Raw genomic sequence first — 24157 nt, 5'->3', positions numbered from 1 at the left:
AACGGAGTAGAGGAATCCCATGGTAAGGGCAATCAAAGACTTTTTCGGCAGTTTCCTGTTGTTGGAACTGCTCAAGGGCATGGCGCTCACAGGGCGCTATACGTTCGCACGCAAGGTGACGGTGCAGTTTCCGGAAGAGAAGACGCCGATGTCGCCGCGGTTTCGCGGTCTGCATGCGCTGCGCCGTTATCCGAATGGTGAAGAGCGCTGCATCGCCTGCAAGCTGTGCGAAGCGGTGTGCCCGGCAATGGCCATCACGATCGAGTCGGATGTGCGCGACGACGGCACCCGCCGTACCACGCGCTACGACATCGATCTGACCAAGTGCATTTTCTGCGGCTTCTGCGAAGAAAGCTGCCCGGTGGACTCGATCGTCGAGACGCACATTCTCGAGTACCACGGCGAGAAGCGTGGCGATCTGTACTTCACCAAGGAGATGTTGCTCGCGGTGGGCGATCGTTACGAAAACGAGATCGCGGCGGCCAAGGCGGCCGATGCGCCGTACCGTTAAGCAGGGCAGGGCGCAGCGCAGCGACGGTGCGCCCGGTACGGCAATTGACGTTGGCTAATTCTCGCAACACCCGGTGATTATGGAATTCACAACCTTTCTTTTCTACGTGTTTGCGCTGATCCTCGTGATCTCCGGCCTGAAGGTCGTGACCGCGCGCAACCCCGTACAGTCGGCACTGTTCCTGGTGCTCGCCTTCTTCAACGCCGCGGCGATCTGGATGCTGCTCGAGGCCGAGTTCCTCGCCATCATGCTGGTGCTCGTGTATGTCGGCGCGGTGATGGTGCTGTTCCTGTTCGTGGTGATGATGATCGACATCAATCTCGACGAACTGCGGCGCGGTTTCGGCAAGTTCATCCCGCTGGCGAGCGCTGTCGGCGCGATCATGATCGTCGAATCGGCACTGGTGCTCATGCGCGGCTACGGCGCCACGCGCTCGCCGGTCAAGGCGGTCTCGGCCCCGGACGTGGCGAACACCAAGGCGCTTGGTATCGCGCTGTACACCGACTATATCTTTGCCTTCGAAGTGGCAGGTCTGATCCTGCTGGTGGCGGTCGTGGCGGCAGTTGCGCTGACCATGCGTACCCGTAAGGACCACAAACAGACCGACCCGAGCCAGCAGGTGCGCGTGAAGGCGCGCGACCGCGTGCGTCTGGTGTCGATGCCCGCCGAAGCCCGGCAGCAGTCCACCGGCACCGACGCGCCGGCGGCGGAATAAGGAGACAGCATGATCTCGTTGTCGCTAGCGCATTACCTGGTGTTGGGCGCGATTCTCTTCGCGATCAGCATTACCGGTATCTTCCTCAACCGCAGAAATGTGATTGTGCTGCTCATGGCCATCGAGCTGATGTTGCTCGCGGTCAATCTGAACTTCGTCGCGTTTTCGCATTACCTGGGCGACATTGCCGGTCAGGTATTCGTGTTCTTCATTCTTACGGTGGCCGCGGCGGAAGCCGCGATCGGGCTGGCCATTCTGGTCACGCTGTTCCGTAAGCTCGAAACGGTCAACGTCGAAGATCTCGACCGCCTCAAGGGTTAAACAAAGCGAACGCTGTTATGGCATCCACATTGAATCCCAACCTGCTGCTCGCGATCCCGCTGGCGCCGCTCGTCGGCTCCTTGATTGCCGGCCTGTTCGGCAAGCAAGTCGGACGCGCGGGCGCCCACACGGTCACGATCCTCGGCGTACTGGTCGCGTTTGTCCTGTCGGTCATGACGTTCATCGACGTCATGAACGGGGCGAGCTTCAACGCCACCGTCTACGAATGGGCCCGCATCGGCGAGCTCAAGCTCGAGATCGGCTTCCTCGTCGACACGCTCACCGTCACGATGATGTGCGTGGTCACTTCCGTCTCGCTCATGGTGCACATCTACACCATCGGCTACATGGCGGAAGATCCTGGCTACCAGCGCTTCTTCTCGTACATCTCGCTGTTCACGTTCTCGATGTTGATGCTCGTGATGAGCAACAACTTCCTGCAACTGTTCTTCGGCTGGGAAGCGGTGGGCCTGGTTTCGTACCTGCTGATCGGTTTCTGGTACACGCGTCCGACCGCGATCTACGCCAACATGAAGGCGTTCCTGGTCAACCGCGTCGGCGACTTTGGCTTCCTGCTCGGTATCGGCCTGCTGCTGGCCTTCACCGGTACGCTGAACTACGGCGAAGTGTTCGCCAAGGCCAACGAGGTCGCGGCCCTGTCGTTTCCGGGCACCGACTGGCGCCTGATCACCGTGGCCTGTATCTGCCTGTTCATCGGTGCGATGGGTAAGTCGGCGCAGTTCCCGCTGCACGTGTGGCTGCCGGACTCGATGGAAGGCCCGACCCCGATTTCGGCACTGATTCACGCGGCCACGATGGTGACCGCGGGGATCTTCATGGTGAGCCGCATGTCGCCGCTGTTCGAACTCTCGGACACGGCGCTGTCGTTCATCACGATCATCGGCGCGATCACCGCGTTGTTCATGGGCTTCCTGGGCATGATCCAGAACGACATCAAGCGTGTCGTGGCCTACTCGACGCTCTCGCAGCTCGGTTACATGACGGTCGCGCTCGGCGTGTCGGCCTACCCGGTCGCCATCTTCCACCTGATGACGCACGCGTTCTTCAAGGCGCTGCTGTTCCTCGGTGCGGGCTCGGTCATCATGGGCATGCATCACGATCAGGACATGCGCAACATGGGCGGCCTGTGGAAGTACATGCCGATCACATGGATCACGTCGCTGCTGGGCTCGCTCGCGCTGATCGGGACACCGTTCTTCGCCGGGTTCTACTCGAAGGACTCGATCATCGAAGCCGTGGCCGCCTCGCATCTGCCGGGCTCGGGCTTCGCGTATTTCGCCGTGGTCGCCAGCGTCTTCGTCACGGCGTTCTACTCGTTCCGCATGTACTTCATGGTCTTCCACGGCAAGGAGCGTTTCGGTCAGGTGCATCACGACCATGACGAGCATCACGAGGAAGAAGAGGAAACCGCCGATCACCACCACGGTCTGGCCCCGGGTCAGAAGCCGCACGAGTCGCCGGCGGTGGTCACGATCCCGTTGATTCTGCTGGCGATTCCGTCGGTCATCATCGGCGCCATCGCGATTGCCCCGATGCTGTTCGGCAGCTTCTTCAAGCAAGGCGTGGCGTTCAAGGACGTGATCTACGTTGGCGAAAACCATCCGGCGATGGAAGAGCTGAGCCACGATTTCCACGGCTGGCTGGCGATGGCGTTGCACTCGTTCGGCACGCTCCCGATCGCCCTGTCGGCGCTGGGCATCGTGCTCGCGGCGTTCTTCTACCTGAAGCGCCCGGATATTCCGGAAGCGCTGAAAAATCGGTTCTCGGGCATCTACAACCTGCTCGATAACAAGTACTACATGGACAAGATCAACGAAGTGGTCTTCGCCAAGGGCGCGCTCAAGATCGGTCGCGGCCTGTGGAAGGCTGGCGATCAAGGTCTCATCGATGGCGCAGTCGTGAACGGCAGCGCGCGTCTGGTGGGCTGGTTCGCCGGTGTCATCCGCTTCGTTCAATCCGGTTACATCTACCACTACGCGTTCGCCATGATCCTCGGCATGCTCGGGCTCCTGACGCTGTTTGTGACGTTGAACGGCAAGTAATAGGGGGAGCCAACAATAATGCAATCGCTACCGCTTCTGAGTCTGGCCATCTGGCTACCCATCATCTCGGGGATCGTTGTCCTCGCGGTGGGGAATGACCGCAACCCGGGCGGCGCACGTGCGCTGTCGCTCATCGGGTCGCTGATGAGCTTCCTGGTCACGCTGCCGTTGATCTCGAACTTCGACGCCAATACGGCGGCGTTCCAGTTTGTCGAGAAATCGAGCTGGATCGACCGCTTCCACATCAACTACTTCCTCGGCATCGACGGCATCTCGCTGTGGCTGATCGTGCTGACTTCGCTTATCACGGTGATCGTGGTGATCGCGGGTTGGGAAGTGATCACGGAGCGCGTCGCCCAGTACATGGCCGCGTTTCTGATCCTCTCGGGTCTGATGATCGGGGTGTTCTCGGCGCAAGACGGCCTGCTGTTCTACGTCTTCTTCGAGGCCACGCTGATCCCGATGTACCTGATCATCGGTGTGTGGGGCGGCCCGAACCGGGTGTATGCCGCGTTCAAGTTCTTCCTGTACACGCTGCTCGGCTCGCTGCTCATGCTGGTCGCGCTGATCTACCTCTACAACGTGACGCACTCGTTCACGCTGACCGACTGGTACGCCGCGAAGCTGCCGATGAACGTGCAGATACTGCTGTTCGTGGCGTTCTTCATGGCCTTCGCCGTGAAGGTGCCGATGTGGCCGGTGCATACCTGGTTGCCGGACGCCCACGTGGAAGCGCCGACCGGCGGCTCGGTCGTGCTGGCCGCGATCATGCTCAAGCTTGGGGCCTACGGTTTCCTGCGCTTCTCGCTGCCGATCGCCCCGGACGCCAGTCACTACCTGTCGGGCTTCATGATCACGCTCGCGCTGATCGCCGTCGTCTACATCGGCCTCGTGGCCCTGGTGCAGACCGACATGAAGAAGCTGGTGGCGTATTCGTCGATCGCTCACATGGGCTTCGCGATTCTCGGCTTCTTCATGTTCAGCGAAATCGGCATGCAGGGTGCGCTGGTCCAGATGATCTCGCACGGCTTCGTCTCGGGCGCCATGTTCCTGTGTATCGGTGTGCTGTACGACCGCATGCACTCGCGCAACATCGCCGACTACGGCGGTGTGGTGAACACGATGCCGAAGTTCGCAGCGCTGTTCATGCTGTTCACGATGGCCAACAGCGGTCTGCCGGCGACGTCGGGCTTCGTGGGCGAATTCCTGGTGATCCTGGGCGCCGTGAAGCTGAATTTCTGGGTGGGTCTGCTCGCTGCGACCTCGCTGATCACCGGTGCGGCGTATTCGCTGTGGATGTACAAGCGCGTGATTTTCGGCGCGATCGCCAACGATCACGTGCGCGAGCTGGTCGACATCAACAAGCGCGAATTCTTCATGCTGGCCGTGCTGGCGGCGCTCACGCTGTTCATGGGTATCTATCCGAAGCCCTTCACCGACCTGATGCACACCTCCGTCGTTAACCTCCTCGCCCACGTGGCGCAGACCAAGCTGCCTTAATCGGGGAGGATATCCAGATCATGCAAAACATCAATCTGCTGCCTGCGTTGCCGGAGGCCATCCTGCTGCTCATGATCCTCGTGATCATGATGTGCGACGCGTTCCTCGGCCAGACGCGCAAGCTCAACTACGTGCTGGCGCTCATCACGTCCGCAGTCGTGTCCGTGCTGTGGGCATGCAACGCCAGTGATCCGGCGTCGCACTACCTGTTCGGTAATGTGTTCGTCGCCGATCCGATGTCGAACCTGCTCAAGGCCTTTGGCGGCCTCGCTACGTTCGTCACGTTCGTCTACGGTCAAAAGTATCTGGAAGCCCGCGGTCTCGCCCGCGGCGACTTCTACGTTCTCAGCCTGTTCTCGCTGCTGGGCCTGTCGGTGATGATCTCGGGCAACAACTTCCTGACCTTGTACCTGGGTCTGGAACTGATGTCGCTGTCGCTGTACGCCCTTGCCGCCGTCTGGCGCGATTCGACGAACGCGACCGAGTCGGCCATGAAGTATTACGTGCTGGGGGCGCTCGCCTCGGGCTTCCTGCTGTACGGCATGTCGATGATGTACGGCGCGACCGGCTCGCTCGAACTGTCCAAGGTCTTCGAAGTCATCGCTTCGGGTGCTGTGAACAAGGTCGTGCTGGTGTTCGGCGTTGTGTTCGTGGTGGCCGGTCTGGCGTTCAAGCTCGGCGCTGCGCCGTTCCACATGTGGGTGCCCGACGTCTACCAGGGCGCGCCGACCCCGGTCACGCTGCTCATCGGTGGCGCGCCGAAGCTGGGCGCCTTCGCGCTGCTGCTGCGCTTGCTCGTCGAAGGCATGCTGCCGCTGGCGATCGACTGGCAGCAGATGCTGATCATCATGGCGGTGCTCTCGCTGGTGATCGGTAACCTGACGGCGATCGTGCAGACCAACGTCAAGCGCCTGCTGGCCTACTCGACCATCTCGCACATGGGCTTCGTGCTGCTGGGCATGCTCTCGGGCGTGGTGGGCGGCAAGATCGACGGGATCGCCGACGCCTACGGTTCGTCGATGTTCTACAGCGTGATCTACCTGCTCACGACGCTGGGCACGTTCGGTATCGTGCTGCTGCTCTCGCGCCAAGGCTTCGAGGCCGAGAATCTCTCCGATCTGAAGGGCCTGAACCAGCGTAGCCCGTGGTTCGCGTTCGTGATGCTGATGCTGATGTTCTCGCTGGCCGGCATTCCGCCGCTGGCAGGCTTCTACGCCAAGCTGGCCGTGCTGCAAGCCGTGGTGAACGCGGGCATGGTGTGGTTGGCGGTGGTGGCGGTGTTGGCCTCGCTGATCGGTGCGTTCTACTACCTGCGTGTCGTCAAGCTGATGTACTTCGACAAGGCCGATGACCACAATGCGCTGCAGGGCAGCGGCACGATGCGTTTCGTGCTGTCGCTCAACGGTTTGGTCCTGCTGTACCTGGGCTTGATGCCTGGCCCGCTGATGGACTGGTGCCTGCGCACCATCAAGCTGACGCTCGCCAGCTGAGCGCGTTAGACTACACGAAGGCGGCCGGGCGGGTCGAAATGACCGGCCCGGCGCACGACAGACGAACCGGCGGAGGGATGATCGATGGGTATGTCGGCAGGCGGTATGCTGGTGATTGTGCTGTCCCTGTTGGGCGCGAATCTGCCGTTCGTGAACCAGCGCCTGTTTGGCGTCATCGCGCTCAAGCGAGCGGTCAAGCCGCTGTGGTGCCGGCTGGTCGAGATGGCGGTGGCTTACTTCGTGGTGGGGGCGCTCGGTTATCTGATCGAGTCGGGCATCGGCAACGTGTTTTCGCAGGGCTGGCAGTTCTATGCGGTCACGGCCAGTCTTTTCGTCGTGTTCGCGTTTCCGGGCTTCGTGTACCGGTATTTGTGGCGCCATCGACCGGCTGCCGTTGTGGCCTGAGATGTTTGCTTCGCAAGACGCCGCCCTTGGGCGGCGTTTTGTTTTGGGTTCGCCAATTTTCAGCCGTGGAGGGCTTATGACCCAGCGTCAATTCGACGATCGACATCTGATTGAGACGCGTCTTGAGAGCGATACGGTCTATGACGGTTCGTTCCTGACCATCAAGCGCGACCGCGTGCGTCTACCCGACGGCAAGACGGCAACGCGCGAATACACCACCCATCCGGGGGCCGTCATGGTGATCCCGCTCTTCGACGACGGCCAGGTGCTCATGGAGCGTCAGTATCGGTATCCGCTCGAGCGCGTGATGACGGAGCTGCCCGCCGGCAAGCTCGACGACGCGGAGGGCGGTCTCGCGTGCGGCCAGCGTGAGTTGCTGGAAGAGACGGGGTATCGCGCCGAGCGCTGGGATTACCTCACGCGTATTCACCCGGTGATTTCGTACTCGACGGAATTCATTGACATCTGGCTTGCGCGCGACCTCACGCTTGGCGAACAACGCCTCGACGAGGGCGAGTTTCTCGACGTGTTCAAGATGCCCGCGACCGAACTGCTGCAATGGGTGCGGGACGGGCGTATCACGGACGTCAAATCGATCATCGGCGCGTTCTGGCTGGAAAAGATATTATCGGGCGTGTGGCAGCCGAACGAGCGGTCGCCACAACGCTGATCCATCGTCATTTTTTTCGATCCCCGGTCTCGTGACCCACGGGGTCGGGATACATCCATTGCGTCATGAAGGTTTTTGACTTGCGTTGTGCACACGAGCACACCTTCGAGGGCTGGTTCGGCTCGGAGGACGATTACCTGTCGCAGCAAGCGCGGGGGCTGGTGACATGCCCCGTCTGCGGCGACGCGAAGATTGCCCGCATGCCGTCTGCGCCGCGCCTGAATCTGTCGGGGGCGACGTTGCGTGCCGAAGGCGCGCCGGCCGCGCGACCGCCCGGCGACTCGGCCTCGCGGGACGTCGCCAAAGCGAAAGGCGAGCTGCAGACGCTCTGGATGAAGGCGGTGCGTCACGTCATGGCGAACACGGAAGACGTGGGTAGCCAGTTTGCCGAGGAAGCCCGCAAGATTCACTATGCGGAAGCCCCGGAGCGCAATATTCGCGGCACGGTGTCGCGCGAAGAGAGCGAAGCACTGGCGGAAGAGGGCATCGACGTCATGCCGCTGCCGATTCCCGACGGCTTCAAGGATACGTTGCAGTAAGCCCGTAACCGTCTGGCGGATGACGCCAGCACGCCGCATGCAGGAGCTAGCGATGGCAACTCTCGAGTACTACTTCGAAGACTTCACGGTCGGTGACACCTTCGATCTGGGCGAATACACGTTCACGGCGGACGAGATCGTGCATTTTGCGCGGCAATTCGATCCCCAGCCGTTTCACATCGATGAAGCGGCCGGGCGCGAGTCGCATTTCGGTGGGCTGGTGGCCAGCGGCTGGCACACGTGCAGCATCATGATGCGGATGAACGTCGACCAACTGCTCTCGCGCTCGTCGAGCATGGGGTCGCCGGGCGTCGAGCAGATCGAGTGGCTCAAACCGGTGCGTCCGGGAGACACGATCACGGTCACGAGCAGCACGCTGGAAGTGCGCGCGTCGAAAAGCCGTCCCGATCGGGGCATCGTGCGCCAGCTCTGGACGGCGACGAATCAGCACGGCGAAGAAGTGTGCCGGTTCCGCGGAACCGGGCTCTATTTGAAGCGCGGTGACTGAGTCACGCGAGCGTCGGACTCACCCGCGCTCGCGTCGGCCTGCCGCGGCGGTCTCAATGTGACAGATCGCTCACCGAGGCCGCCGGGGCATCGCGTTTGACCTGCGTGATGCCGTCTTCCATCTGCTCGGCGCTCGAAAACATCTGGCTTTGGCCGATGATCTCGCCATTGCGCGCCTTGAGCACGAAATACGGGCGGCCGGACGTCGACGTCTTGCGCTCGAAACGGTGGTCCTCGGCCGAATTCTTGCGAACGGACTCGATACCGTTCTGCGCAGAGGCCCGCGCCTTGTATGTCTCGGACGAAAGGATAATGTGCCCGCTGTCGGCCATCAGGTGAAAGTGGAATTCACCGTTGGGACTGCGCTTGAGTTCGAACTTGCCTGACATATGTGGATCTCCCGGATCTTCCAAAAGCCAGCGGCGAGGGACTGCGAACTGCAAGGGGACGACGGCGGCCAGCCGCGTCGCAGACGTTTGAAAAACGTCTGCAGGTACGTGTTCGGCGTGTTCGACGCGCCTACGCATCGAGCGTAATTCACCTAGATTAGCACCGCCAGCGTCGCGGCGAAACCGCAGTCTGTTGCGAAGTGTCAACCACTTCGCTCTACGCCCCGCCGGACCGTCACCGCTCGCCCGTGGCCTAATGGCGCGCGTATTGCGTCGCGCCGAACAGTATCTCGCGGGCCTTGGCATCCTGAAGCGGCTTGCGCGCGTCGGCCAGCACCTTGATGCCGCGCTGCACGGCCGGACGGGCCTCGATGGCGTCGAACCAGCGTTGCACATTGGGGAAGTCCGACATCACCACACCTTGATTCTTCCACGAGCGCAGCCACGGCCAGATCGCAATATCCGCAATGGTGTACATGTTGCCCGATACGTAGGGGTGATGACCGAGCTGCTTGTCGAGCACGCCGTACAGGCGCCGGGCCTCATTGGTGTAGCGCTTGATCGCGTAATCGATTTTCTCGGGCGCGTAGATCCGAAAATGGTGCGCCTGACCGAGCATCGGTCCCACGCCCCCCATCTGGAACATCAGCCATTCGAGCGTCTCGTACTTGCCGCGCACATCCTCGGGCAGGAAGCGCCCGGTCTTGCCCGCCAGATACAGCAGGATCGCTCCCGACTCGAACAGCGAGATTGGCTTGCCGTCCGGCCCGTCCTCGTCGACGATGGCCGGAATCTTGTTGTTCGGCGAGATGGCGAGGAAGGCGTCCTTGAACTGGTCGCCCGCCCCGATATCGACGGCATGTGCGTGGTAGGGCAACCCGCACTCTTCGAGCATGATCTGGACCTTGTGGCCGTTGGGCGTGGCCCAGGAATAGAGCTGAATCAATTGTGGCTCCTTGTTGGGGTGTCAGTTGACGACGGGGCGCCGGGGGCGCTCGGCGCGCTCGCGTAGCGCGCCAGTTCCAGCTTGGCGATGGCGTTGCGATGGACTTCGTCGGGGCCGTCCGCGAAGCGCAACGTGCGCGCGCTCGCATACGCGTAGGCCAGCGGGAAGTCTCCCGAGAGCCCCGCCGCGCCATGCGCCTGCATCGCCCAGTCGAGCACCTGACACGCCATGGTCGGCGCCACGACCTTGATCATGGCGATCTCGGCCCGCGCCGCCTTGTTGCCGACGGTATCCATCATATAGGCGGCCTTGAGCGTGAGCAGGCGCGCCTGTTCGATCAAACACCGGGCTTCGGCGATGCGCTCGCGCGTGACGCCCTGCGCCGCGATCGGCTTGCCGAACGCCACCCGCGAGAGCGTGCGCTGGCACATCAGCGAAAGCGCACGCTCGGCCAGCCCGATGAGCCGCATGCAGTGGTGGATACGCCCCGGGCCGAGACGCCCCTGCGCGATCTCGAAGCCGCGTCCCTCGCCGAGCAGGAGACTGCTGGCCGGCACACGAACGTCATCGAGCACGATTTCCATATGGCCGTGTGGGGCGTCGTCGTAGCCGAAGACGGTGAGCGGGCGCACGCGCGTTACGCCCTTGGCGTCGGCCGGCACGAGAATCATCGACTGTTGGGCATGCTTCGGCGCGTCCGGATCGGTCTTGCCCATCACGATGTAGACGGCGCAACGTGGGTCGCCCGCGCCGGTCGACCACCACTTGCGGCCATTGATGACGTAGTCGTCGCCGTCGCGGCGAATGCGGCACTGGACGTTGGTGGCGTCGGACGACGCCACGTCCGGCTCCGTCATCAGAAAGGCGGAACGGATCTCGCCGCGCAGCAGCGGTTCGAGCCATTGCGCCTTTTGCGCGTCGGTCGCGTAGCGCTCGAGCGTTTCCATGTTGCCGGTGTCGGGGGCGTTGCAATTGAAGACTTCCGGCGCCCACGGGACTTGTCCCATGATCTCGCACAGCGGTGCGTATTCGACGTTGGTCAGGCCCGCGCCGCGCCCCGAGTCGGGCAGGAACAGGTTCCACAGCCCGGCCTGCTGCGCGAGCGGCTTGAGGCGCTCGATGACCGGCGACGGCTGCCATGCGTCGCCTTGGCGCCGCGCCACCTCGATCGCTTCGAGATAGTGACGCTCGTTCGGGAAAATGTGCTCGTCGAAGAACGCGGTGAGGCGCTCGCGCAATGCCTCGACTTTCGGGCTGTAGGTGAAATTCATGAGGTCTGCGTTCCTTGACTGCCTGCGTGATCGAGATCCCGGGACCCGCACTGCGCGGGGGCTGTGCTGCGCTGCGCGTACATCCAGGCGAGTTCCGCCATCGGCCGCGCGCGCTGGCCGGCATCGAGTGCCTGCTGGCTGACGGCCGTGCCGTCGGCGACGCGCTTCATGATGCCTTGCAGAATTGCGGCGATACGGAACATGTTATACGCGAGATAGAAATACCACTGCGCGGGCCGGGCAATCCCCGTGCGCTCGCTGTAGCGGGCGACGTAGGCGTTTTCGTCCGGTATGCCGAGGGCGGCCCAATCGAGGCCGGCAATCCCGCGAAACACTCCGGGGGTGACGTGCCATGCCATGCAGTGATAACTGAAGTCGGCGAGCGGGTCGCCGAGCGTCGACAGTTCCCAGTCGAGCACGGCGAGTACGCGCGGCTCGCTCGGATGGAAGATCAGATTGTCGAGGCGGAAGTCGCCGTGCACGATGCTGGTGCGCTCGGGCACGCCAGACGGCAAATGCGCGGGCAGCCACTCGATGAGACGGTCCATCGCGTCGATCGTCTGCGTCTGTGAGGCGCGGTATTGCTGGCTCCACCGGGCGATCTGGCGCGCGATGTAGCCGCCAGGCTTGCCGTAGGACGTAAGGCCGATGGCCGCGTAGTCGACCCGGTGCAGGGCCGAGATGACGCGGTTCATCTCGTCGTAGATGGCGCCGCGCTCGGCCGGCGTCATGCCGGGCAGCGAGGGGTCCCACAACACGCGCCCCGGCACGAAGTCCATGACATAGAACGCCAGCCCGATCACGCTTTCGTCCACGCACAGTCCCCGCATGCGGGCGACGGGGACATCGGTGCCGGCGAGGGCATCCATCACACGATATTCGCGCTCGATGGCGTGGGCGGACGGGAGCAGTTTGGCGGCCGGTGCGGGCTTGGTGCGCAGCACGTAGGCGGCGTTGGGGGTCGTCAGGCGATAAGTCGGATTGGATTGACCGCCGTTGAACTGCGTGATCGTCAGCGGCCCGGCAAAGCCGTCGACATGCGCGGCGAGCCAGCCTTCGAGCGCAGCGGTATCGAACGGCGCGCGCGCGTCCAGTGCGCGTTCGCCGGCAAATGTGGAATAGTCTTGCGCGAGCTCCTCGGCCATGCTGTCTCCTGCATTCCCGGTGCTACGTTGTTCGTGACGATTTCGACCGTTTCGACTGCGTTGCTTTTTGCTTGTTACTTATTGCGTGTGCGGACGCTTCACGTCGTGCGATGGCCCGACGCGCTTATCCTCGCGCTCGCGTGCGCACAAACGATGCGAAGATCTTTTCCATGACGGTCAGCCGGTTATCGCGATGCAGCAGTTGCGGCGGCGCAAAGTTCATCAGGCGCACGACCCAGTCTTCGGGCTTGTCGCCCACGTCGAGCGCGTTGATGCAGGCGGGGGTCTGAGCGAGCTGGCCCAGGAAGAGGCGTCCGAGCGGATGCATGGCATGCGAGAGAATCGCCCGATTCACGCCGCCGTGCAACACCAGTAGTACCGTATCCCACGACGTATCGGCGCGCAGCTCCGCCAGCGGCGGCACCACGCGGTCGAGCAACTCGCGCACCGACTCGCCGTTCATGAAGCGGGTGCTCTCGGGCACGAGGCCGTCGAACGCGCCGAGAAACGCCTGCGCGATCTCGCCCGGCGGCAGGTCGGCAATGTTGCCGGCGCGAATTTCCCGCCAGCACGTCCACGTCTCGATGTCGATCTGTTGCCCGGTCTCGGCCAGCACGCGCTCGGCCGTCTCGCGGGTGCGCGGCAGGCCGCTCACGATCACGCGATCGAAGCGGATGTTCTCGGCGGCAAAGGCGCGTCCGGCGGCGCTGGCTTGCGAGCGCCCCAGCTCGTTGAGTGCGACCGCGTCGGCGTCGATAGGCTTGCCGCTGTCGTCGAAGTACGTGACGTCGCCATGACGCATCAGATAGATGCGGCGGCGCTGTGGTGGCGTGAATACCAAGGGACCGGCGGCGGAGCCGGATTGGCCGAGTGAGTCGCGCATGCGGTAACTCTCCTGAGAGGGGCGCCGGCAGTCTAACGGGGCGCTGCGGCAAGGCATTGACCGACCGCGCGTGTCCAAAGTTCGTGCGCGGTCGGTCAAGCCATCAGGCGTATTTTGCCGGACGTTTCTCAAGGAAGGCACTGATTCCTTCCAGACCGTCAGCATGGTGAAGCGATGCGACGAAACTATCGCGCTCGGCGCCCAACTGCGAGGTGAGCGTCTCGCTGGCACCGCTTTCGATGAGCGACTTGATCCGGCCGACGGCGTTCGGCGAGAGCTGCGCGAGATCGGTCGCCCAGTTCAGCGCCTCGGCCCGGGCTTGTCCCGGCGCGACCACGCGGTTGACGAGACCGGCCGCGGCCAGGCGCGCCGCCGCGACCGGCTTGCCTTCGAGCAGGATCTCGGTGGCGAGCGGGCGGGGCAGGGCTTGCGAGAGGAACCATGAGCCGCCGCCATCGGGCGTGAGGCCGACCTTGACGTAGGCCATCACGAACTTGGCGTTGTCGGCCGCGACGAGCAGGTCGCACGCGAGCGCGAGCGAGAAGCCCGCCCCGGCGGCGGCGCCCTCGACGGCCGCGATGACCGGCTTCGGACACGCACGCAGCGCTTCGATCCATTCAGCGAGCGCGTCGATGCTTGCCGCCTGTACCGATGGGTCCTTCTGACGATTCTCCAGCAGCCGGTTCAGGTTGCCGCCCGCGCAAAAGAAGTTGTCGGCGCCGGTGAGCACCACGGCGCGCACGGACGGGTCGCGCTCGGCCGTGGTCAGCGCTTCGACCCCGGCGGCGTACATGTCGGGGTGCAGCGCATTGCGCGCCCCCGGGTTCGACAGCGTCAGCACCAGCGTGTGGTCAACGCGTTCGGCAAGCAGTTCGGCGCTCATGGGGCGAGTCTCCAGATCACTGTTCTTCGGTCAGCAGCGACACGCCCAGTTGCGCGCGGCGCGTGAGCCACGGCGACGGACGATAGCGCTGATCGCCATAGAACGATTGCAGATTGCGCAGCACGGTGAGCAGTTGGCGAGCGCCGACGGCATCGCCGAGTGCGAGCGGCCCTTTGGCGTAGCCCAGGCCCAGCGTCACGGCGCGATCGATGTCGCCGGGTGCTGCGATGCGTTGCTGCGCGATGTCGGCGCCGATGTTCACGATGGTGGCGATCACGCGCTGGGCGACAAAGCCCGCCGAGTCGCGAATCACCGTCACGGGTGTGCCGCCGTGCGCAAACAGGGCGTGTGCGGCGTTGCGTGCTTCGGGCGTCGTGATCGGCGTGGTCATCAGCGTGTGGCGCTTCGCGCCGGCGAGCGGCAGCAGCGTGTCGACGGCCACCGTGCGCGCCGCGTCGAGTCCCTGTTCGACGGCGCAGGTCGTGGCGTCGAGACCGAGCGGCGTGACAACGATCAGCGCCGTTGCTGACGGCTTGTCGCCGCTTTCGAGGGGCACGCCCGTCGCGCCGAGCAGTTCGACCACGGCCGCGAAGCCGCGCGTATCGGCGCGGCTCACCCAGACGCTGGCGGGCAGGGTGTCGGGCGCCGGGGCTTCAGGCGGCACTTGCTGTTTGCCGTCGACATAGCGATAGAAGCCTTCGCCGACCTTGCGGCCCAGCAGGCCGCCCGCGAAGCGTACGGCCGTGATCGGCGACGGACGGAAGCGGGCTTCTTCGTAGAACTGGTGGTAGATCGATTCCATCACCGGGTGCGAGACGTCGAGTGCCGTGAGATCGAGCAGTTCGAACGTGCCAAGACGAAAGCCCGCCTGCTCGCGCAGGATACGGTCGATGTCAGCAAAACTCGCCACACCTTCGCTCGCCACGCGCAGGCCTTCGGTGTTCATCCCGCGCCCGGCGTGGTTGACGATGAAGCCCGGCATGTCCTTGCAGCGCACGGCCGTGTGCCCCATGCGCTGACCCAGCGCGAGCAGCGCATCGCCGACCTCGGGGGCGGTACGCAGGCCGTCGATCACCTCCACCACCTTCATGAGCGGCACCGGGTTGAAGAAGTGGTAGCCGGCCACGCGCTCTGGACGCTCGCACGCGGCGGCGATCGCCGTGATTGATAGCGACGACGTGTTCGACGCGAGAATCGCGTCTGCCGCAACGATGCCCTCCAGCGAGCGGAACAGATCGCGCTTGACGTCGAGTTTTTCGATAATGGCTTCGACCACGAGCTGGCAATCGGCCAGATCCTCAAGGACGCCGCATGCCTGCAGACGGCCCATCGTCGCCTCGACACTCGACGCTTCGATCTTGCCCTTCGCGGCGAGCTTGTCCAGCGTGTCGCGCAGGGTGCCCAGTGCGGCTTGCACGGCGCTGGCGTTGGTGTCGTAAAGTTTCACGCGCAGGCCAGCCTGCGCGGCGATCTGGGCGATGCCACGGCCCATGGCACCGGCGCCGACGATGCCCAGCACGTCGATAGTCTTGCCGGGGGCGTTCGCGCAGGCCTGGGAGGAGGATGCAGTCATTCGGAGTGTCTCGAAATGGGGGTCGATGGTCGTCGATCGGAGTCGCGCGGTGGGCGCGCCCGGCGCTGGCACGGAGGGGATGCAACATTCTATCGTCCGACCGGTCGGTCTGGAAATGAATTTCCTGATGACTCGCCGAGCAATGCAAACCGGTGCCCATCACGCGTTGGCGCTATTGTCGCCGATCTTGCGGCGGCTGCCAGCGCTTGTTCCGCTGGGCGGTCGGCCGGGGGCGTAGTCCATCGGACCGTTCGTGGACCTGCCGTTGGGCCGGGAGGCAGATTTCGGGACATCTTCCCGTGTGCGCGTCTCACGACCGATCGTGCGATGCCGTTACACTGCGGGTGGCCGCCAGTCGCGTCGGTTGCACACATCGCCAAGGTTGACCCCGTGGCGCTCGCTGCATGACGCAGTGAGCGTGTGGATCGACAACGATGCCGCAACCATCGCACCACCGTCGCACCACCGTCGCGCGATCGGCCGACAACGACGCGCTACCGCTCCATCGGCGGCAGCGCACCAGGGACGCATCATGACACTGCGCACGCGCCGCTGCCTCGACGACAACCGAGGCGCTAGCCGTGACGCATCGGAGACATCATGTTGAAGCTGTACGGTTTTCCCATCAGCAACTATTACAACAAGGTCAAGGTAGTACTGTACGAGAAGGGCTTGGCATTCGAGGAGTCGGAGTCGATTCCCTGCCAGGATGAGTCGCTGCTGCAATGCTCGCCGCTCGGCAAGGTGCCGTATCTGGAGACGGAACAAGGGTTCCTGTCCGAGTCACAGGTGATCTGCGATTTCCTCGAAGCGACGCATCCGTCGCCCGCGCTTTTCTCGAAAGACCCGTGGCGGCAGGCGAAGGAGCGCGAACTGCTCACGATGGTGGAGTTGCACCTGGAGCTGGTTGTGCGCGACATCTACGGGCAGGCGTTCTTTGGCGCGACGGCCTCGGATGGCACGCGTCAACGCACCGAGAAGCTGCTGCGCCGGAACATCGTGGCGTTCAAGCGGCTGGCGAAGTTTGCGCCTTACCTTGCCGGCGATAGCTTCTCGATGGCCGACGTCGCCGCGGGCATCCATCTGCCGATCTTGGGGATGGCCACACAAGCGGTGTATGGGGAGGATTTCCTGCAAGCGGCCGGCATCGACTGGAAGGCGTATGGCAAGGGGCTCGCCGAACGCGAATCGTTCCAGCGCATGCGCGCTGAGCAGAAGGCGTACCAGCAGGCCCAGCAGGCGAAGAAGGCGGGGTAATTCCGACGCGCCTGCCACCGCCGCGCATCACGCGCCGAGGCAAAAGCGAAAGGGCCGCGATTGGAAAAAGATCGCGGCCCTTTTTGCGTCTTGCTGAAGCGGTTCGCGTCAGATCTTTGCGAGTCGTGCCAGCGCCTCGCGCAGCGTGTCGTCCCGCTTGGCGAAGCAGAAGCGCACCACACCGGATTCATGCGGCTCATGATAGAACGCCGAGACGGGAATGGCCGCCACGCCGATCTCGCCGGTCAGCCACAGCGCGAAGTCGGCTTCGCTCATGTCGCTGATCGCGCTGTAATCCACGCACTGGAAGTAAGTGCCTTCACACGGCAGCAACTTGAAGCGCGTGCCCGCAAGCCCCTCGCGGAACAGGTCGCGCTTCTTCTGGTAGAAGCCTGCGAGTTCGAGGTACGGGGCGGGATCGCGCATGTAGTCGGCCAGACCGACCTGCATTGGCGTGTTGACCGTGAACACGTTGAACTGATGCACCTTGCGGAATTCGGCCGAGAGTGACGCCGGCGCCGCCACGAATCCGACCTTCCAGCCCGTCACGTGATATGTCTTGCCGAAGCTCGACACGATGAAGCTGCGGCGCGCGAGTTCGGGATGGCGCGCCACACTCTCGTGCCGCTTGCCGTCGTACACCATGTGTTCGTAGACCTCGTCGGAGATCAGCAGGATGTCGGTGCCGGCCACGATCTCGGCGAGCTTCGCGAGATCCTGCTCGTGCCACACGGTGCCGCTGGGATTGTGCGGCGTGTTGAACAGGATGAGACGCGTGCGCGGCGTGATCGCCGCCGCCAGCTTGTCGAACGGAATGCGGAACTCGGGCGCGTCGAGCGTGATGAACACAGGCTTGCCACCGGCCAGCTCGATCGAGGGGACGTAACTGTCATACGTCGGCTCGAACACGATCACCTCGTCGCCCGGATGCACGCACGCGAGAATGGCCGTGAGCAGGGCCTGCGTGGCACCGGCCGTCACCGTGATTTCAGTGTTCCAGTCGTAAGGCTGCCCGTAAAGCCGGCCGATCTTGTCGGCGATCGCCTGGCGCAATGCCGGCACGCCGGCCATCGGCGGGTACTGGTTATGGCCGTCGCGCATCGCGCGCGAGACGGCATCGACGATCTTCGGATCGCACGCGAAATCGGGGAAGCCCTGCCCGAGGTTCACCGCCTGCTTCTCGGCGGCGAGCGCCGACATCACGGTGAAAATGGTGGTGCCGACGTTCGGCAGACGTGACGCAAGCGGCGGGGCGACCAACGCCTGAGCGGCGGGCGCGACAGATGCGGTGTGGGGCGCGTTCATGTAGGCAGTGGACGATGCAGTGATCAGGCCGCCATTCTACCGCCGCTGCGCCCGGCCTGCGGGCGATGCCGGAGGTTGGGTTGCGTTTTCGGACATGCCGCGGCCATGCGTTCGCCGATTCCGATCGGACTTTCGGACATTACCCGTTCGCGTTGAGCAGCGACGCGAACGCGCTCGCCGTCACGATGCGAAAGCCGAACTGGCGTGCCACCCGGCTGCGCAGCTTAAGCACCGCTTTGTCCTTGCTGACGAGCCAGTGTGCATGACCGTCGCGTGCGGCCTCGAGGAATTTCTGATCGTCGCGGTCGCGGCACAACGGCAGCGGGGCGCCCGGCGCGGCGTCTTCCGGCACGACGATGCGATGCGTGTTGGCGTCGACCCAGGCGAGCGCGGCGTCGTTGTCGATTTCGAGCGACGCGAATTGCGGGTAAGTAAGCACCACGGCGAGTTCGTCACGACAGCGCGACGCCATGAGCGCCGTGAGGCGACGCTCGACGAGGGCATCGCGGACCGGACGCACAATGGGGTCGTCGAAGACGAGCAAGTCGATCCAGACATTGGTGTCGAGCACCACGCGCGGTGGTGTGGCGAGCGTATCGAGATGGTCGGCGAAGGCCCGTTCGGCGGGCGTGGCAACAGCGTTCTGAAGCATTGGATAGAATGTGGGTTTCTCGTTTTCGCAGGGACGCTGCACCCGATATGATAATTGTTCTCTCGCCGGCCAAATCACTCGACTACGAAACGCCGCCGCACGTGAGCACGCACACCGTGCCACAGTTCGTCGACGACGCGGCCGAACTGATCGACGGTCTGCGCGAACTGAGTCCGGCACAGGTGGGCTCGCTCATGAGCATTTCCGATCAACTTGCCGCGCTCAACGTTACCCGCTACGCCGACTGGAACGCCCGCTTCGACACGAGCAATGCGAAGCAGGCCGTGCTTGCCTTCAACGGCGACGTCTACGAGGGCCTCGCGGCCCGCACCCTGAGCGCCACGCAGCTCGACTTCGCCCAGAAACATCTGCGCATTCTGTCCGGCCTGTACGGCGTGCTGCGCCCGCTCGATCTGCTGCAGCCCTATCGTCTGGAGATGGGCACTCGCTTTGCCAATAAGCGCGGGCGTGATCTGTACGCGTTCTGGGGCGAGCGTGTGACGCAGACGATCAACGCGTCGCTCGCGGAGCACACCGAGACGCGTCGCGTGCTCGTGAACCTGGCGTCCGAAGAGTATTTCAAGGTCATCAAGCGCCGTCTGGTGGCCGCGCCGGTGATCACGCCGGTGTTCGAGGACTGGAAGAGCGGCAAGTACAAGATCATCAGCTTCTATGCCAAGCGCGCGCGCGGTCTGATGGCGCGTTACGCCATCGAGCGCGGCGTGACCGACGTGCAGCAGCTCAAGGCCTTCGACAGCGAAGGCTACGCGTTCGACGACACGGTCTCGAACGACGCGCTCTGGGTCTTCCGCCGTCGCGTGGCCTGACGTTCGTGAGCCTTCGACCCTGGGCAAGTGCCCGGGGTTTTTGATTTCCGCCAGCGAGACAAGTCATGACTGTCCAGATCAGCAGCAAGTTCGATAGCGGCGCCATCGAAGTGGTGAGTGCCGAGCGTGCCGACGACATTCACGTCCGCATTGCCCGGGACGGTGCCGCAGAATTTGCGCAGTGGTTCCATTTCCGTGTGCAGGGGGTGGGCGGTACGCCGTGCCGGATCATGTTCGATAACGCGGCGCAAACGTCGTATCCGCGCGGCTGGGAGAACTACCGCGCGGTGGCGTCGTACGATCGCGTGAACTGGTTTCGCGTGCCGACCTCGTACGACGCGAAGGTCATGACGGTGTCGTTCACGCCGGCGCACGACAGCGTGTATCTCGCGTATTTCGAGCCGTATGCCGAGGAGCGTCACCTGGCACTGCTCGGCACGGCGCAGAACTCGCAGAGGGTGAGTTCGCGCTCGTTGGGGCAGACCGTCGACGGGCGGGATATGACCTTGCTCACCGTGGGTGAACCGCGCGCGGGCAAGCGCAATCTCTGGGTGATCGCGCGTCAGCATCCCGGCGAAACGATGGCGGAGTGGTTCGTGGAAGGACTGTTGCGCCGCCTGCTCGGGGCGGGCGACTGGGCGGGCGATCCGCTCGCCACGGCGGTGCTCGACGAAGCGGTGCTGCATATCGTGCCGAACATGAATCCGGACGGCTCGGCGCGCGGCCATCTGCGTACCAATGCGGTGGGCGCGAATCTCAATCGCGAGTGGCTGGCGCCGGACCCGATGCGCAGCCCCGAGGTGTATCACGTGCGCGCAGCCATCGAGACGCTCGGCTGCGACATGTTCTTCGATATTCACGGCGACGAGGCGCTGCCCTACGTATTCCTGGCGGGCAACGACGGCGTGGAGTGGGCGACCGACGAGACACTCGCGCGCGAGAAGGCGTTCGGCGAGCGCCTGAAGGCGGCGAGCCTCGATTTCCAGGACAAGTTCGGCTATCCGCCGGGCAAACACGGGCCGGACTCGCTCAAGCTCGCGTCGAAGTGGGTCGCCCATCGCTTCGGCTGCCTGTCGCTCACGCTCGAAATGCCGTTCAAGGACAACGCGAACCGTCCCGATCCGCACGTCGGGTGGAGCGGCGCGCGAAGCGCCGCGTTGGGCGCGTCGATGCTTGCCGCGATCTGGGCACAGATGCAGGCCGATAACGCGTGAGAGGGGACGGACGGTCAGCGCGAGCGCTGGCCGTCACCCGGCGCTCAGTGCGATTTCTTTTTCGTCGCGGTCTTCTTGGTGTTGCTCGACTTTGCCGACGACTTGCCGCGCGACGCCTTGGACGAGGCGCCATGCCTGCCCGATTTCGCGGCCGCGTGCTTCACCTTGCCGTGTGTGCTGCCGCGTTTGGCGCGCTTCACCGGCTGTTCGACCTGTGATAGCGGCGACGTATAGTTGAAGCCCATCATGCGACCGTCGGCGTAGCCGCAGCGAATATGGATGTTGTCCGTCTGGCCGCTGGTGCGCTTGCCGATGCCGTCGAGTTCGACCATCTGCGTGACGTCCACACGTTGCTTGTGCTCGTCAAATGGCCCTGACCACGGCAAGACCTTGGCGTGCTCCGAATCGAGCGCGTTGTCGGCATACTCGACGCTCTCGTATCCGGGCAGCGTGGCAACGACGAAACTCGCGTGCGCGGCGCAATCGGCCACCAGCGGATCGGCGTGACGCGTGTTGACGAACTGCTCGACCAGCGCGCGATGTTGTTCGAGGGTGAAGGCCTGTGCCGGGGCCGCCACGGCGCACAGGCAGAGCGGAACAGCGACGGACACGACGGATGCGATGGGTGCTGCCTGTGCGGCTGCGACGACCTGTCGCGCGGCGCGCATTACGACGCCGGCGGCGCGTTGAAAAAATCGATTCGACATTGCTTGAAGTATTCTCGGGGGCGCTAAGGCATTGCAGAGCAATGCGGGCATGCGACGACCCATCGTAGGCGTCTTCGGCACGCGCCGCTCGCGAAGAGGCTTGACCGCATTATGATAGACAACGGCAAAGCGGCTCCCATCTTAACCGAAAAAAAGTCGCCGACGCCCGCCGGGCAAGTCCTCAGACGTAACAGGACTGAGCGCGAAAGTTACAGAGCGCTACAATGCGGGCCTGACCGACGCGTCGCCGCGCAGAAAACCTCGTGCATGCGGCAGGCACGCCTTTCGTTCGCCCCGCGTTTCTTCATTTCAGCATGTTCGCAAATTCACGCACCGTGGCCAGTGCTCAAACCGGCCCGCACGACAGACTGGCGGCGCTCGTCAGTCGTCATCGCGACGCGGTCTTTCGCAAGCCGCTCGCCGCCTACAGCGCGGGGGCATTCGAGGCCGCCATCGTCGCGTGGCGCAGCGCCGGCGCCGCACCGCTGATCATCGATGCGGGATGCGGTGTCGGCGAAAGCACGTTGCGCCTGGCCACGCAGTTTCCCGATCACTTCGTCATTGGCATCGATCAATCGGAGAGCCGCATCGTGCGCGGCAAGGATTGGTGGGGCGGTGCGTGGCCCGAGAACTTCGTATGGGTGCGGGCCGATCTGGTCGACTTCTGGCGGCAACTGTTCGAGGCCGGCATTCGCCCGGCACGTCATTACCTTCTCTATCCGAACCCGTGGCCGAAGATCGGCCAACTCGCCCGACGCTGGCATGCGCACGCGGTGTTCCCCACGGTGGTGGCGCTCGGCGGCGTGCTGGAGTGCCGCAGCAACTGGGATCTCTACATCGAGGAAATGGCGTTGGCCGTCGAGTGGCTCTGCGGTGTGCGGCCGGTCGTCGAGGTCTGGGCGCCTGAGGGGGGCGTCATCCCGATGACGCCGTTCGAGCGCAAGTATCTTGCATCGGGACATGGGCTGCATCGATGTGTCGTGACGTTGCCATCGCCATTGCCATTGCCATCGGCACCGGGTGATTAGGCGGAGCACGCCGAACGCGTCGCCCAAATAAAATGGCCGTGCGCTGATCACGCACGGCCATTGTCTTGCTGTCGTCGCGCGTCGCTTCGACGCGCGGCCGATCAGTGGAAATGCGGACGGCTCGGTTCGGCGTCCTCCGGCATTTCCGCATGCACGATTTCGCCCACCGGATCCGGATACAGTGGCACGCCGCAATCGTCGCAATACTCAGGATCGAAGCGCCCAGGGTGCTTGCGAATCTCGGTCACACCGCAGGCCTTGAGCAGATCGGCGACTTCCTCGAGCGCGCCGCCTTCGATCTCGCCATTCTCGCGACCGTACAGCGGCCACACGACCCCATAGATGACGTCGTTGCTGCCCCGCTGCGTGAAGCCGATGCGGTACTCGTCAATGTTCTGCTCGCCGAAGCCCGCCACCACGGCGCGCAGCTCGGCCGGCGTGAGGGTGAGCACGTCTTCGAGATAGCGCAGCGCCGTGCGGATCGTGTGGGGCCGGATGCGCTCGTCGGCTTCGCGGCAGCTCGCGTAATAGGCGTCGGGCAGCAGGCACTCGATTTCGCAGCCAGGCAGCAGCGCATTGAGGTTAGGGCCGCCCTGCGTCGACCATGCCTCCTGGCATTGACCGCGTTCGGCGTGGCGCGCCCCTTCTTCCTGCCAACGGAACATCGGCGCGCCCTTGGGTACGCTGACGGCCGCCAGCAGGAAGCGCGGGTCGGCGAGAATCGGGGCCGTTTCCGGCAGGTCGCTGCCGGGTTGTTTGACTTCGGTGTTCTCGACCGCCGCGCGTACCAATTGCTGCGTGACCTTCCACGACTCGCAGTGCGTGCGCGGCAGTTGGTCGATGCTGTAGAGATACGGCGAAATGGTCACGCGCGCCGGTTCGGCCAGCACGTGAGCGTGCAGGTGCGCGCGAACGGGCATGAGCGCATCGGCTTTCACCGGCCCCGAGGGAATCGCGTAACGGGTCCAGGCGAGGATAGGGATGGCGACGAGCAGACCGTCCCACACCTGACCTTCGGCTTCCGGTTCGGCGGATTCGCTTTGCGACTCGATCAGATCGGCGAGCGCGCCATAGGCCTCGCTGTGGTTGGCCTGGAGATGGTCAAGGGCGGCGTCGATGGCCGGTTGGTTACCGGTGCGCAGCACGCGCGTGAGCAACGTGTCGAGCTGGGCTTCCCAGAAGCGGTCTTCGATACGGCTGCCGGAGGCAGCGAGCGCGAGCGCGTGGCCGACCAGCTTTTCAGCGTCGGGGGTCAGTCGTTTGGCGGTGCGTGAGCGCATAGTCGTGCAAAGCAGAAATACATGGACTCACGATTGTACGGCATGCGTGAACGCGATTGATGGGACGTGCGCACCG

At 63.9% G+C, this 24157-nt stretch carries 25 protein-coding genes; 14 read left to right on the top strand and 11 right to left on the bottom strand.

Features of this window, described 5'->3' with window-relative positions:
* The first annotated feature begins 19 nt into the window (after window positions 1-19).
* From nuoI to PanNE5_RS21320, 10 genes are all read left to right on the top strand, one after another.
* Window positions 20-511: an NADH-quinone oxidoreductase subunit NuoI gene (nuoI, locus tag PanNE5_RS21365; RefSeq protein WP_017233020.1), complete on the top strand. Its 492-nt coding sequence runs from the start codon at window positions 20-22 to the stop codon at window positions 509-511.
* A 79-nt stretch (window positions 512-590) separates the two neighbouring features.
* Complete coding sequence (locus PanNE5_RS21360) at window positions 591-1226, top strand: NADH-quinone oxidoreductase subunit J (protein ID WP_017233021.1); 636 nt, start codon at window positions 591-593, stop codon at window positions 1224-1226.
* A 9-nt stretch (window positions 1227-1235) separates the two neighbouring features.
* On the top strand, window positions 1236-1547 hold the full coding sequence (nuoK, locus tag PanNE5_RS21355) for an NADH-quinone oxidoreductase subunit NuoK (protein WP_017233022.1): 312 nt from the start codon (window positions 1236-1238) through the stop codon (window positions 1545-1547).
* Window positions 1548-1564: 17 nt separating this feature from the next.
* Window positions 1565-3610: an NADH-quinone oxidoreductase subunit L gene (nuoL, locus tag PanNE5_RS21350; protein ID WP_017233023.1), complete on the top strand. Its 2046-nt coding sequence runs from the start codon at window positions 1565-1567 to the stop codon at window positions 3608-3610.
* Between the two features lie 18 nt (window positions 3611-3628).
* Window positions 3629-5110 (top strand): NADH-quinone oxidoreductase subunit M, encoded by a 1482-nt coding sequence (locus PanNE5_RS21345; protein ID WP_017233024.1) that lies wholly within the window; start codon window positions 3629-3631, stop codon window positions 5108-5110.
* A 20-nt stretch (window positions 5111-5130) separates the two neighbouring features.
* Entirely contained in the window at window positions 5131-6600 is a 1470-nt protein-coding gene (gene nuoN / locus PanNE5_RS21340) for an NADH-quinone oxidoreductase subunit NuoN (RefSeq protein ID WP_017233025.1), read from the top strand.
* 90 nt (window positions 6601-6690) lie between these two features.
* Window positions 6691-7005 (top strand): DUF2818 family protein, encoded by a 315-nt coding sequence (locus tag PanNE5_RS21335; RefSeq protein ID WP_017233026.1) that lies wholly within the window; start codon window positions 6691-6693, stop codon window positions 7003-7005.
* Window positions 7006-7081: 76 nt separating this feature from the next.
* Window positions 7082-7675: an NUDIX domain-containing protein gene (locus PanNE5_RS21330; RefSeq protein ID WP_017233027.1), complete on the top strand. Its 594-nt coding sequence runs from the start codon at window positions 7082-7084 to the stop codon at window positions 7673-7675.
* A gap of 65 nt (window positions 7676-7740) precedes the next feature.
* Entirely contained in the window at window positions 7741-8214 is a 474-nt protein-coding gene (locus PanNE5_RS21325; protein ID WP_261938768.1) for a DUF1178 family protein, read from the top strand.
* 52 nt (window positions 8215-8266) lie between these two features.
* Complete coding sequence (locus PanNE5_RS21320) at window positions 8267-8722, top strand: MaoC family dehydratase (protein ID WP_017233029.1); 456 nt, start codon at window positions 8267-8269, stop codon at window positions 8720-8722.
* 52 nt (window positions 8723-8774) lie between these two features.
* Here PanNE5_RS21320 and PanNE5_RS21315 read toward each other — a convergent pair whose 3' ends face one another.
* The 7 genes from PanNE5_RS21315 to PanNE5_RS21285 all read right to left on the bottom strand — a co-directional run bounded on the left by PanNE5_RS21315 (window position 8775) and on the right by PanNE5_RS21285 (window position 15811).
* Window positions 8775-9110: a YegP family protein gene (locus tag PanNE5_RS21315; protein WP_017233030.1), complete on the bottom strand. Its 336-nt coding sequence runs from the start codon at window positions 9108-9110 to the stop codon at window positions 8775-8777.
* A 253-nt stretch (window positions 9111-9363) separates the two neighbouring features.
* Window positions 9364-10056, bottom strand: a complete 693-nt coding sequence (locus tag PanNE5_RS21310) for a glutathione S-transferase C-terminal domain-containing protein (protein ID WP_261938767.1) — start codon at window positions 10054-10056, stop codon at window positions 9364-9366.
* A complete protein-coding gene (locus PanNE5_RS21305) occupies window positions 10053-11327 on the bottom strand; it encodes an acyl-CoA dehydrogenase family protein (protein ID WP_017233033.1) in 1275 nt (424 codons plus the stop codon). Before PanNE5_RS21305 ends, PanNE5_RS21310 begins: the two co-directional genes overlap by 4 nt.
* Entirely contained in the window at window positions 11324-12472 is a 1149-nt protein-coding gene (locus PanNE5_RS21300; RefSeq protein WP_017233034.1) for a phosphotransferase, read from the bottom strand. The genes PanNE5_RS21305 and PanNE5_RS21300 overlap by 4 nt, the downstream gene beginning before the upstream one ends.
* Before the next feature lie 124 nt (window positions 12473-12596).
* Complete coding sequence (locus tag PanNE5_RS21295; RefSeq protein WP_150563043.1) at window positions 12597-13355, bottom strand: histidine phosphatase family protein; 759 nt, start codon at window positions 13353-13355, stop codon at window positions 12597-12599.
* Between the two features lie 103 nt (window positions 13356-13458).
* Window positions 13459-14238 (bottom strand): oxepin-CoA hydrolase, alternative type, encoded by a 780-nt coding sequence (locus tag PanNE5_RS21290; protein ID WP_017233036.1) that lies wholly within the window; start codon window positions 14236-14238, stop codon window positions 13459-13461.
* Between the two features lie 16 nt (window positions 14239-14254).
* The gene (locus PanNE5_RS21285; RefSeq protein ID WP_017233037.1) at window positions 14255-15811 is read right to left on the bottom strand and encodes a 3-hydroxyacyl-CoA dehydrogenase; all 1557 of its coding nucleotides are present in this window, start codon (window positions 15809-15811) and stop codon (window positions 14255-14257) included.
* A 600-nt stretch (window positions 15812-16411) separates the two neighbouring features.
* Between PanNE5_RS21285 and PanNE5_RS21280 the strand changes: the two genes are divergently transcribed.
* Window positions 16412-17068 carry a glutathione S-transferase gene (locus tag PanNE5_RS21280; protein ID WP_017233038.1) on the top strand — a complete coding sequence of 219 codons (657 nt, stop codon included), beginning with the start codon at window positions 16412-16414 and terminating at the stop codon, window positions 17066-17068.
* A 108-nt stretch (window positions 17069-17176) separates the two neighbouring features.
* Here PanNE5_RS21280 and PanNE5_RS21275 read toward each other — a convergent pair whose 3' ends face one another.
* Together PanNE5_RS21275 and PanNE5_RS21270 are read right to left on the bottom strand one after the other, a co-directional pair.
* Window positions 17177-18373: a pyridoxal phosphate-dependent aminotransferase gene (locus PanNE5_RS21275; RefSeq protein ID WP_017233039.1), complete on the bottom strand. Its 1197-nt coding sequence runs from the start codon at window positions 18371-18373 to the stop codon at window positions 17177-17179.
* A 139-nt stretch (window positions 18374-18512) separates the two neighbouring features.
* Complete coding sequence (locus tag PanNE5_RS21270; protein WP_261938766.1) at window positions 18513-19025, bottom strand: putative toxin-antitoxin system toxin component, PIN family; 513 nt, start codon at window positions 19023-19025, stop codon at window positions 18513-18515.
* A gap of 47 nt (window positions 19026-19072) precedes the next feature.
* Here PanNE5_RS21270 and yaaA point away from each other — a divergent pair, with 47 nt between their 5' ends.
* Both yaaA and PanNE5_RS21260 read left to right on the top strand, forming a co-directional pair.
* Window positions 19073-19852: a peroxide stress protein YaaA gene (gene yaaA, locus PanNE5_RS21265; RefSeq protein WP_261938765.1), complete on the top strand. Its 780-nt coding sequence runs from the start codon at window positions 19073-19075 to the stop codon at window positions 19850-19852.
* A 65-nt stretch (window positions 19853-19917) separates the two neighbouring features.
* Entirely contained in the window at window positions 19918-21066 is a 1149-nt protein-coding gene (locus tag PanNE5_RS21260) for a M14-type cytosolic carboxypeptidase (protein WP_017233042.1), read from the top strand.
* A 44-nt stretch (window positions 21067-21110) separates the two neighbouring features.
* On the opposite strand, the gene PanNE5_RS21255 is transcribed toward PanNE5_RS21260, so the two are convergent.
* A complete protein-coding gene (locus PanNE5_RS21255) occupies window positions 21111-21773 on the bottom strand; it encodes a BspC domain-containing protein (protein WP_017233043.1) in 663 nt (220 codons plus the stop codon).
* A 314-nt stretch (window positions 21774-22087) separates the two neighbouring features.
* On the opposite strand from PanNE5_RS21255, the gene PanNE5_RS21250 reads away from it, so the two are divergent.
* Complete coding sequence (locus PanNE5_RS21250; protein WP_261938764.1) at window positions 22088-22801, top strand: tRNA (guanine(46)-N(7))-methyltransferase TrmB; 714 nt, start codon at window positions 22088-22090, stop codon at window positions 22799-22801.
* Window positions 22802-22902: 101 nt separating this feature from the next.
* Here PanNE5_RS21250 and PanNE5_RS21245 read toward each other — a convergent pair whose 3' ends face one another.
* A complete protein-coding gene (locus PanNE5_RS21245; protein WP_017233045.1) occupies window positions 22903-24081 on the bottom strand; it encodes a DUF2863 family protein in 1179 nt (392 codons plus the stop codon).
* Window positions 24082-24157: the final 76 nt, after the last annotated feature.

This window comes from Pandoraea sp. NE5, from assembly GCF_024363545.1.
Classification (GTDB): domain Bacteria; phylum Pseudomonadota; class Gammaproteobacteria; order Burkholderiales; family Burkholderiaceae; genus Pandoraea; species Pandoraea cepalis.
The sequence above is the reverse complement of the archived record's forward strand: the minus strand, read 5'-3'. Positions and strand labels throughout refer to the sequence as shown.